The sequence below is a fragment of the Coprococcus sp. AM97-35 genome, from assembly GCF_027697525.1.
Classification (GTDB): Bacteria; Bacillota; Clostridia; order Lachnospirales; family Lachnospiraceae; genus Allocoprococcus; species Allocoprococcus comes.
Map to the genome: position 1 here is coordinate 77388 of NZ_JAQESL010000009.1, position 11599 is coordinate 88986.

At 41.0% G+C, this 11599-nt stretch carries 9 protein-coding genes; 4 read left to right on the forward strand and 5 right to left on the reverse strand.

The features are described from left to right. The first annotated feature begins 168 nt into the window (after positions 1-168). Entirely contained in the window at positions 169-1269 is a 1101-nt protein-coding gene (locus PG840_RS09000; RefSeq protein ID WP_270613531.1) for an endonuclease/exonuclease/phosphatase family protein, read from the forward strand. 201 nt (positions 1270-1470) lie between these two features. Here the strand turns inward: PG840_RS09000 and PG840_RS09005 are convergent, their stop codons facing one another. The 5 genes from PG840_RS09005 to PG840_RS09025 all read right to left on the reverse strand — a co-directional run bounded on the left by PG840_RS09005 (position 1471) and on the right by PG840_RS09025 (position 7429). Further along, positions 1471-2661, reverse strand: coding sequence for a GntR family transcriptional regulator (locus PG840_RS09005; RefSeq protein WP_082438228.1), 1191 nt, complete (start codon positions 2659-2661; stop codon positions 1471-1473). Between the two features lie 53 nt (positions 2662-2714). After that, positions 2715-3686 carry an ABC transporter permease gene (locus PG840_RS09010; RefSeq protein ID WP_117834589.1) on the reverse strand — a complete coding sequence of 324 codons (972 nt, stop codon included), beginning with the start codon at positions 3684-3686 and terminating at the stop codon, positions 2715-2717. A gap of 10 nt (positions 3687-3696) precedes the next feature. Beyond that, positions 3697-5196, reverse strand: a complete 1500-nt coding sequence (locus PG840_RS09015) for a sugar ABC transporter ATP-binding protein (RefSeq protein WP_008373376.1) — start codon at positions 5194-5196, stop codon at positions 3697-3699. Positions 5197-5215: 19 nt separating this feature from the next. Beyond that, positions 5216-6166, reverse strand: a complete 951-nt coding sequence (locus tag PG840_RS09020) for an ABC transporter permease (protein WP_117834588.1) — start codon at positions 6164-6166, stop codon at positions 5216-5218. A gap of 102 nt (positions 6167-6268) precedes the next feature. After that, a complete protein-coding gene (locus tag PG840_RS09025) occupies positions 6269-7429 on the reverse strand; it encodes a sugar ABC transporter substrate-binding protein (RefSeq protein WP_195250541.1) in 1161 nt (386 codons plus the stop codon). Positions 7430-7925: 496 nt separating this feature from the next. On the opposite strand from PG840_RS09025, the gene PG840_RS09030 reads away from it, so the two are divergent. The 3 genes from PG840_RS09030 (at position 7926) to PG840_RS09040 (ending at position 11530) form a co-directional block, all read left to right on the forward strand. After that, positions 7926-8387, forward strand: a complete 462-nt coding sequence (locus tag PG840_RS09030; RefSeq protein ID WP_008373367.1) for a MarR family winged helix-turn-helix transcriptional regulator — start codon at positions 7926-7928, stop codon at positions 8385-8387. A gap of 3 nt (positions 8388-8390) precedes the next feature. Beyond that, complete coding sequence (locus PG840_RS09035) at positions 8391-9722, forward strand: MATE family efflux transporter (protein ID WP_270613532.1); 1332 nt, start codon at positions 8391-8393, stop codon at positions 9720-9722. A 209-nt stretch (positions 9723-9931) separates the two neighbouring features. Next, positions 9932-11530: an aminotransferase class I/II-fold pyridoxal phosphate-dependent enzyme gene (locus tag PG840_RS09040; protein ID WP_270613533.1), complete on the forward strand. Its 1599-nt coding sequence runs from the start codon at positions 9932-9934 to the stop codon at positions 11528-11530. Positions 11531-11599: the final 69 nt, after the last annotated feature.

Below are 11599 nucleotides of genomic sequence, written 5' to 3' on the forward strand. Positions count from 1 at the left end.
TATAACGAGATGCAAGAAGAACTTCAATGAGATATTTCGCTTTATTTTATAGTTTACTATACCTGTTTTCTTTTCTCAATTCTATAGAAATAATCTTTTAGACATGCTATAGTAAACTTATATTTTACATAGATTTATCTATAATTTAACAAACAAAAAGGGGATATTATGAAAAAGAACATAAAAAAGATATTAAAAGTTCTCGGAATCTTCCTGCTTATCATTCTGGTTGCGCTGATTGCATATCTGATCTATCTCTTTGCAAGCTATCACCGCATTCCGGATAATCAGGCTTTGAAGATCGAGAAAACTTCCGATGGAACAGCCGCAGCTGACACACTGACAACCGAGAAAGAATATTCCGCTCTGACCTACAATGTTGGTTTCGGAGCCTACACGCCGGACTTCAGCTTCTTTATGGACGGCGGAAAATCTTCCTGGGCAAAAAGTAAGGAGAGTGTCGAATCTGATATTCAGGGTGCCGGAGAACTGGTTGCTTCCAAAGATCCGGATTTCGCACTGATCCAGGAAGTTGATCTGAACTCTACACGAAGCTACCATGTAGATGAATATTCAATTTTAAAGGATACGATTCCAAGTTACAATACGGTATTTGCACAGAATTACGATTCCGCATTCCTTTTTTATCCATTCACACAGCCGCATGGCCGCAGCCGTTCCGGACTTGCTCTTTTCTCCAAATATCCGGTTACGGATTCTCTGAGAAGAAGCTTTCCGATATCGACAAGCTTCAGCAAGTTCTTTGACCTTGACCGCTGTTACAGCATTTCCAAAGTTCCCGTAGATAACGGGAAGGAACTGGTTATCTTCCTGCTTCACATGTCTGCTTACGGCAACAGTGATGCGATTCGCGAAGCACAGATCCGTATGCTGAGTGCAGATATGGAAAAGGAATACGAAGCCGGTAATTATGTACTTTGCGGTGGTGATTTCAACCATGACCTTAAAGCATCCGAAAAAGATGCAGAAAATTGTGAGTCCTGGGCTTATCCATTCCCACGCGAAGAGCTTCCGGAACACTTTTCATTCTGCCTGGACAATCTTTCTGACAGTGAAAAGGATGCTCTCTGGGACAGTGCACGGAATGCAGATATGGAATATGTACCTGGTGTGACCTACACGGTAACGCTGGACGGATTTATTACTTCCGATAATATTGAATGCACAGAATATGAAAATGTAAATACCGGATATAGCTACTCGGATCATGATCCGGTGTATATGAAATTCAAATTATTAGATCATTAATGTAAAAAAACTGATTTTGAAGATATCACAAATGTCATGATGTTGGAGTCAAAAGGTATTTTGACCCCTTTGATACCAGATTGCTACGTGCTTTGCACTCTCGCAATCCTCATGTCATATCTTTAAAATCAGTTTTCTTTTACTCATCACTTTTATGCACTTAGGGATATATCATCCTTCGTCATCTACATTTCACTCTTTCTATATTTTCCGCACTGAATTTCCATCTCTAATCTTTACAGGAAACCGGTACGAATAATTTTTCTGCTGCCATTCTGGATCCTCCATCATCCGCAGAAGATGTTTTGCTGTGATACGTCCGAGCTGATACTTTGGATGCACCGCTGTCACCAGCTGGATACTGGTACTCGAATCCTGAAGCTCTGCATCATCAAAAGATACCAGCGAAATGTCCTCCGGCACATGCAGCCCTCTCTCTTCCAGGAACTCCATGTAATAATCCGCCACCTCATCATTGTAGACCATCATCGCCGTACAATCCTTCGTCCGTCTGTACATCCTAAGCAGTCCCTTTTTGCTCAGTTTCTCCTCCATATCCTTCGTCGAATACCAACGAATACAGTCATCATCAAATTTCACGCCGTAATCTGACAGGCACTGAACAAATCCTTTGTACCGCTCAATCCCCTGCCTGTCATCATACTTGAAGATTCCGCCAATCCTTCGGTGCCCGTTCTCGATCAGAATCCTGGTCAACTCGTAAGCTGATCTGGAATCCGACATTTCTACACTGTCAAATGGCATATTTTCATAATGATTGTGGATAAACAGTGTCGGAATATTTCTTCTTTTGATTTCTTTATAAAGACGAATGTTTGGATTTGGAAATGCCGATCTCGATCCTTCAATGATCAGACCACTGACATTTCCTTTGAGCAGACCTTCCAGATAAATCGCCTCATCATTCAGGCGGTTCTTCGTTACCGCAACCTCAATTCCATATCCTTTTTCTGTCAGCGAAGCTTCAATCCCATCGTATACCCGCGGAAACAGATAATCAGAATAATAGCTCAAAAGAAGACCTATTTGTGGTCTTTCTCCATTTACTCCACTGCTGTCATAAGAAACATAGGTTCCGCTTCCCCTCACACGGGTAATCAGACCTTCTTCCTCCAATTGCCGTAATGCAGTCCTTACCGTCTGCCTGGAATATCCAAACTTCTTCTGAAGGCTTGTCTCTGACGGAAATTTATCCATATTTTTAATCACACCACTGGTGATCAGTGTGTGTGCCCAATTATATAATTTTTGGTATTTAAGTCCTTCCTGTTCTGTCTTATGCATAAACTCTCCATTTCTGCCACATAGACCAAAAATCAGGATCCGCAATCTTATTTGGACTGCAAATCCTGACTTTCGATCTGTATACATCCGGAAAATTCTTCTCGTAAACGAGAGCTGTCAGTTCCCCAATATGTAAATTATTATTTGATTACCTGGATAGATTCTCTGTCTGCGAATACTGCCACGAAGATCAGGAATACAATACCCTGAATGAGCTGCATCATCTGTGTTGTGAATCCCATCATTGTCAGTCCACTGTTCAGTACGATGTACAGTAAAGATCCAACAACAATATTTTCAAAACGAACCTTTGCGCCACCGGAAATCGGCATACCACCTAATACCAGCGCGATCAGAATCTGTGTTTCCAGCTGGTTACCACCTGAAGATGTAACCGATCCGACTTTGATTACATTGATAAATGCCGCAAATCCTGTAATTGCACCTGCAAGTACATAGATGAGGAATTTCATCTTATCTGTACGGATACCAGAGAACATTGCTGCTTTTTCACCGGCTCCGATTGCTTTCAGATAAGTTCCGAACTTTGTATAACGGAATGCAATGAATCCAATAATCAAAATAACTACCGTACATGCAACCTTAAGTCCTGTACTGTCATAGTTGATCAGTTTTGCAGAACCTGCAACAGGTGCATTTGTTGTAAGGTATTTGATAAATCCACGGAATAAGAACATGGTACAAATTGTAACAATGAAGGATTTAATCTTACGGAATACATAGAAGTAACCATTCAGAGCTCCAATTGCCGCACCAGATGCAATGCCACCGATAATTGCGAGTGGAATGCTTTTCTGTGAAAGAATACATACAACGATGGATGAAATACCGAGGATAGATCCCTGAGAGAAATCCAGACCTCCCATTGTCATAATGAAGAAAACACCCATAGCTGCAATCATAGTTACATATACCTGTGAAAGTACCAGTGACATATTTCCCATCATACGGAAATCTGTCAGGACATTGAATAACAGGAAAATAACAACCAATCCTACGATTGGCAGGAGCGAACGAATTAAGGCCATTTTAGATGCCTTTTTCAGCTGCTGCTCTTTATCATTTGTTTTTGCACTTACTTGACTTCCCATAGCTGCCTCCTTATACCATCATAGAAATAAGACCGTTTTCATCAAGGTTCTTATCTCTATCCAGCTGACCACTGATTTTTCCATCTTTCATAATTACGATACGGTCGCACATACCAATCAGCTCCATCAGCTCTTCCGAAATCATGATAATGGATTTTCCATTCTTTCTCATCTGATTCATTAACTGGTAAATATCCTGTTTAACTTTGATATCAATACCACGTGTCGGGCTGTCCAGTACAACAATGTCAGAATCTTTTCCGATCCATCTTGCAAGAACGACTTTCTGTTTGTTACCACCTGAAAGATTTGATACAAACTGGTTTACATCTACCATCTTTACAGACATCTGTTTTGCATATTTGTCTGCAAATTCTTTACGCTTCTTATCACTTAAAAGATGTGACTTTCCTGCCAGTTCATCCAGTGATGGGAGGCAGATATTGTCTCCGATACTCTGATTCAGAACAACAGATTCATTATCACGGTCTTTTGATGTGTACGCAATGCTGTGTTTGATCGCAGTCGGAATATCATTAATCTGTGTTCCATCTGCCAGTGTTACGCTACCTGTACGGTCATAAGATGCACCGAAAATAGCTTTTCCGATTTCATGCATACCAGATTCTGAAAGTCCACCGAATCCAAGGATTTCACCTTTATGAAGATCAAATGTTACATCTTCGATCAATCCAGGAACAGTAACATTCTTTACTGATAATACAACTTCGTCAGATACTTTTTCACCATAATCTGCACGATAATAATCACCTGTTACTTCACGTCCTACCATCAGCTTCTTCAGATCATCTTCTGTTACATCTTTACTCTTAACGGTATCGATGTAAACACCATCCCGAAGAATTGTGATTGTATCAGACTTGTCAAGAATTTCCGGAAGGTCATGAGAAATGAAAATAACTGTATTTCCACTCTTTTTGATTCTTTCCATATGTTTGTAAAGCTCTTCACGTCCTTCCTGTGAAAGAGCAGTTGTTGTCTCATCAATAACAACAATCTTCGGATCAAAGTATGTAGCCTTTACAATCTCAACCAGCTTACGGTCTTCAAAATTGTAATGATCGATCATATCAGCTGCTTTGATTCTGTCAAAACCATATTTCTTTAAAAGCTCTGTTGCTTTCTTGTTCATAGCATTTGTATTTTTAATTCCAAAATGTACGAACTGATCCTCATGTCCAAGGAAAATATTCTCTGCAACTGTAAGCCCTGACAGAGTTCCAAGTTCCTGTACGATGATAGATACACCTTCATTATTTGCTTCTACCTGATTCTTCGGATGGATTTCTTTTCCGTCCAGAATGAACTGTCCGCTTCCAATGCTGTAGATACCGGTCAGCATGTTGGTCAGAGTGGATTTACCAGAACCATTTTCTCCGATCAGTGCATGAACCTCTCCTTTATTTACATTGAAGGATACATTCTGAACTGCTTTTGTAATACCGAAGTTTTTACAAAGATTTTTTACCTGTAATCTTACTTCACTCATTGCTGTCTTCCTCCCTTCATTACTTGACGATTTCGCCCTTAGTAGCCTTTGTTGTCACAGTAATGATAATAAGCAGTGCAAGTCCTGTGATAACATCCTGAATTGCAGTCGGTGCTCCGAGAGCAATGAAACCAAAGAAAATGATGTTGATTACGAACTCACCGATGATGATTGCCGGAAGCGGCATTCCGTATTTCTTAAATGCAAGGCCGAAGAAACATCCCATGGTCGGAACGAAGTTTCGGCTCATAGATGCCATTCCGGTAACAGCTACCATAGATGAACCATAGCTGATTGTCAGGATTGCCATAACCCCAAGGAACGCACCACTTAAGATAAATGCAAGTACTTTATATTTATTTACGTTAATACCCATATTCTTTGCAACGAATTCATCACTTCCGATTGCATAGGTATAAGTTCCGATTTTAGTGTAGTTTAAGAATATGTAAGCTACTGCACAAGCCGCTAATGCAAGGATGATATCCCATGGCATCTGACCAAATGCACGAATGTTTGCCGGAAGTGTCTGCTCAACACCGCCTGCAATATAGTTTGCGATTGACTCATAAATAAGAGCCAGACCGGTTGTTACGATCATTGATGGAATACGAAGCTTTACATAGAAGATACCGTTCAGTATTCCAACGATTGCGCCTGTAAGAACGCATCCAATAATAAGTCCCAAATAGCCCATGTTGAATCTGGTTGCAAATACACATCCAACGATTGCGGAAAGCATGATGTTTGCACCAATTGAGAAATCGAACATTCCCATTACCATTACAAAATAAAAACCAACTGCACCTACGGTAGCAATCAGGCTCGCCTGAAAGTAATTGAGCATATTGGAAAAGGAACCGAAGTTATGTGGTGTCAAGATTTTAAAGATCAGCCAGGAAAGTACGACCAGACCGATTAAGATCAGATATCCCATCACTTTCCCTGAAAGTTTTTTACTAGTGCCCATATTATCTACCTCTTCATAATTGTCATTTCTGATTTAGAAAAGGTGGCATCGCCTTTGCGACGTCACCCTTTCTGAGTTAATAGTCGTTACTATTTGTCTATCCTAGTTACCTGCACGTGATGCTGCATCTTCAATAGATAACTTAGCAGCTGTTGCCTTTAAGTCTTCCATGCTGAGTTTAGACATATCAACCAGTTCTTCATCTGTGTATGGAAGCTGGTCTACGAAATATTTCTCATATGCTTTGTAGTCATCTGGTGATGATACATACAGATATGGGAATGGAACATCTTCGAATTTGCCACCGAAGTCTTTGTAGTTTCCTTTGATTGCATTGTAAACCATCATGAAGGAAATCAGCGGGTCACAGTAATGTCCGCCAGATTCACCAGCCATGGATCCATTTTCAAGTCTTTCTCCAAGGTCTGGGAGGAAGTCTGTAGAAACGATATCAATATCACTTGTCTTGCCTGCACGTTCAACTGCTGCGATTGCTCCCTGAAGTGGATCTCCACCACCACCAGCTGGGATCAGTGCATCAAGATCTGGATCTGCTGCCATTAAAGCTTCTGCTGCTTTTGATCCACCTTCTGAAGTTGTACCTGCATACTGTGGTTCAGAAAGAGTTGCCTTATCGTTCGGGTTTTCTTTATTCCATTTTTCAACGCCTGCTTTGTAACCTTCCCATCTTCCAAGCCATGTAGCATCTCCCTGCTCCCAGCCAATAAGACCGATGTTACGATCTCCTTTTTCAAGAAGGATGTTTACAAGTTCTTCACCGTTTGCCGGTTCATCTTCATGTACAGCTCCGATGTAGTAATCAGAATCTTTAGCTGCCTGATAAATATCTGCGCTGTTCTTTTCACTGATTACACGGAAGAACTGTGCAAGATAAACTTTGTTGTCATTACATGTCTTGATAGCAGATGTCATTTCTGTATCAGATGAGTTACAGATGATGATTCCCTGGCATCCTGCTGCTGCAAGCTGTTCTACAGATGCTGTAACTTTTTCAGAAACATGTCCCTGGTCAACATACTGTACTTCGACATCAAGAGCTTTTGCTGCTTCATCAAGGATCTTCTTACACTGTGATCCAAGTACGTCTGTTGAAGACCAAATAGAAACACCAATTTTGATCTTGCCTGATTTTGAAGCACTCTTGTCAGAAGCTCCACTTCCGCTGCCACCACATGCAGCAAGTCCGACTACCATTGTAGCTGCCATTGTAGCTGCTGTTACTTTTTTGAAAACTTTTTTCATATCTTCTCCTCCATCTCCGTTTTCTTGATGATTTGATTATATTATTTGAGTCTGTGCTTTTCAAGAAAATACAAGAAAGTTTTTGTTCAAAGTTGTATTTTAAACGTGTATTTTATCCACCAAAAATGTAATGTTTTTATTCATTTTGTGCATTATGTCCTTATAGTGATCGTTTTTTTTCAGTGAAAACTAGATTTTTGTGCGTTATGTGTAAAATTTTCATGAACTGACAATACAACTTTCATTTTCTCTATACTTGTATTGTAAATGTATACAAATCACATGATTACATACCTTTTTTCTTTTTTGATATTATACATACACAGCCTTAATCCTTCCTTAAAAATTTATAGATTTTATGCATTATGCACAGCTTATTTCTTTTTATTATCCGCTTGACATAAGTCCGAATTCAGACTACAATATATCGAGTACGATTTCAGACTTACTATCATCTGATTTCGAAATCTACATAATTATTTAAATGAGGTGAACCATGAGCACGGATTCTACTGTACTTATCAGCAAATATTTAAAAGAATACAATCACATATATAAAGAAGCAAATGAAATTTACCACGAAGCTGCCCGCAGACTGCATCTGTCAGACAGCGCTTTTGAGATTTTCTATACAATTTTTGAAATGGGCGATAACTGCCTGCAACGTGATATCTGCAAAGCTTCCTGCATGCCAAAGCAGACGGTTAATTCATCTATACGAAAACTGCAGACCGACGGTTATCTTACCCTCTCACCCGGAAAAGGACGAAGTATGCATATCCATCTTACAGCTTCCGGCAAGAAGCTTATTCAGGAAAAGCTGCTTCCTCTCATCCAGATTGAAAATGATACTTTAGCTTCTTTCAGTCCCGAAGAATGTGAACAGCTTCTGCGCCTGAATGCCAAATATAATCAGACCTTACGTTCTAGACTTTCTAACCTTGAGGAGGATCTATAAACTATGAAAATTCAATTATCCGAACACTTTACTTATAAAAAACTTCTGCAATTTGTGTTTCCTTCTATTATAATGATGATCTTCACATCCATTTACAGTGTGGTTGACGGACTTTTTGTCTCCAACTTTGTTGGAAAAAGCGCTTTTGCAGCGGTTAATCTGATCATGCCTTTCCTGATGGGCATCAGCGCTCTTGGCTTCATGATCGGAACCGGCGGTAGTGCCATTGTTGCAAAGACGCTTGGTGAAGGAAAGATTGAAAATGCCAATGAGTATTTTTCCATGCTCGTCTATATCACTGCTATCGGAGGAATCATTATCGCAATCCTGAGTATGTTCCTTGTAAAACCGGTTGCCATTTTATTCGGTGCAAGCGGTACTCTTCTTGACAACTGCATTTTATATGGACGCATTCTTTGCATTTCGCTGCCTGCTTTTATGCTGCAGAATGTATTTCAGAGCTTTTTTGTAACTGCCGAAAAGCCACATCTGGGACTTCGCGTGATCGTGATCGCCGGTGTGACCAATATGGTTCTCGACTTTTTATTTGTAGCTGTACTCCACCTCGGACTTCCAGGTGCCGGGTTTGCGACTGTATGCGGAGAGTTTATCGGAGGGCTTTTCCCGTTATTCTACTTTGGGCGGAAAAATTCCAGCTTATTAAAGCTTGGAAAAACACATTTTCATGGCAGAATCTTATTAAAGACCTGTACCAATGGCTCGTCCGAGCTTATGACCAATCTTTCCAGCTCTGTTGTAAATGCTCTTTATAATATGCAGCTCATGAAATTTGCCGGTGAAGACGGCGTTGCAGCTTACGGAACGATCATGTATGTCAATTTTATCTTTGTTTCGATCTTCTTTGGTTATGCGATTGGAAGTGCCCCGATCGTCAGCTATCACTACGGTGCCAACAATCAGGATGAACTAAAGAATCTTTTCCACAAGAGTATCAGGCTGATTGGAACCTGGGCTGTTTCCTTATTTATCATCGCGCAGCTCATCGCAACACCACTCGCCACATTGTTTGTCGGTTATGACCATGGACTTTTTGCGCTCACACGCAATGGTTTCCGCCTGTACAGCTTTGCATTCCTGATCAACGGGTTCAATATTTATGGCTCTGCATTTTTTACCGCATTGAACAACGGTCTGCTCTCTGCGCTGATCTCGTTTCTCAGAACACTGGTCTTCCAGATGGCAGTAGTTCTGCTACTTCCACTGCTTCTCGGGATCAACGGAGTCTGGTGCTCGGTTGCAATTGCTGAACTTTTAACTTTATGCGTTACCGGAACTTTTATCGTCCTGGAACGTAATACTTATCATTATTTGTGAACTACTCGGCAACTAAGTTACCAGAGCATCTGAATTTTGGCGGGATACCGCCTTTTTTCATGGTGCCGTTGCTAGAATCAAACTTTTTTGAACCAAAAATAATATTTGTTATTGAACCAAATCATTCGAAGTGCTATAATCAATTTAAGTTTTGAACTTCACTGTTTTATTTTTAAATTGAACTTTTTAGTTTGAAAGGAGATTTTCAAATGACAACTTTCTCAGATAGACTTAAAGAGGCGATGTATGCACAGAACCTGAAACAGATTGATCTGGTTCATATCGCCGCAGAAAATAATGTAAAATTAGGTAAAAGCCATGTAAGCCAGTACGTGAGCGGAAAAACTGTTCCGAGAAATGATATCCTCCATTTTCTGGCAGATACACTTCACGTAGATGCCGATTGGCTGCTCGGTGACAGTCAGGAAAACTTTACTGCTCGGGAAAACAACTCCGTTGCCCCAAAAGCTCCGTCTACCACTAAGACTTCTGGTTCTGTCGGAACTTCAAACTCTTCAAAAAGGGGAACTACACCGATGAAAAAGGCAATAACCGACAAAAATGATAACAATAATGCAGGAAGTTCTGCCATGCATATATTCAAAAAATCATCAAAACTCGATAATGTATTATACGATGTCCGTGGACCGGTTGTTGAAGAAGCTGCCCGTATGGAAGAACGCGGTACCCACGTACTGAAGCTCAATATCGGTAATCCGGCTCCATTTGGTTTCCGCACACCGGACGAAGTCATCTATGATATGAGTCAGCAGCTTTCCGACTGTGAAGGATACTCTCCTTCTCAGGGACTTTTCTCTGCACGGAAGGCAATCATGCAGTACTCCCAGATCAAAAAGCTGCCGAATGTCACAATCAATGATATTTATACCGGAAATGGTGTCAGCGAACTGATCAACCTGTGTATGTCAGCTCTTCTTGACAACGGAGATGAAATCCTGATTCCGTCACCAGACTATCCTCTGTGGACTGCCTGTGCCACACTTGCCGGCGGCAAAGCCGTTCATTATATCTGCGATGAACAGTCTGACTGGTATCCGGACATCGAAGATATGCGCCGTAAGATTACAGACCGTACCAAAGCTCTTGTAATCATCAATCCGAACAACCCGACCGGAGCACTTTATCCGAAAGAGGTTCTGCAGAAGATTGTTGATCTCGCAAGGGAACATCACCTGATCATTTTCTCAGATGAAATTTATGACCGCCTTGTTATGGACGGAAAAGAACATATTTCCATTGCTTCACTGGCACCGGATCTGTTCTGCGTCACCTTCAGCGGCCTTTCAAAATCCCATATGATCGCCGGATTCCGTATTGGCTGGATGGTTCTCAGCGGAAATAAAGCAATCGCAAAAGATTATATCGAAGGAATCAAGATGCTTTCCAATATGCGTCTCTGCTCCAATGTTCCGGCACAGTCTGTCGTTCAGACCGCTCTCTGGGGCAATCAGAGCGTCAACGACTACCTCGTTCCGGGCGGACGTATTTACGAACAGCGCGAATATATTTACAAAGCACTAACTGACATTCCGGGAATCACTGCCATTAAACCGCAGGCTGCATTTTATATGTTCCCGAAGATCGATGTGAAGAAGTTCAACATTATAAATGATGAAAAGTTTGCACTGGATCTGTTGCAGGATAAGAAAATCCTGATCGTACAGGGAAGTGGATTTAACTGGAAACAGCCGGATCATTTCCGGGTAGTATATCTGCCACGAATTGAAGTTCTGAAAGAAGCAGTGGGAAAAATTTCTGATTTCCTGAGTTATTATAGACAGGGGTAGTAAAATGACAGGCACCACCTGAAAAGAAACATAGGGTACGGGTTCCGTTGCACTGGGCATTCCGATGAG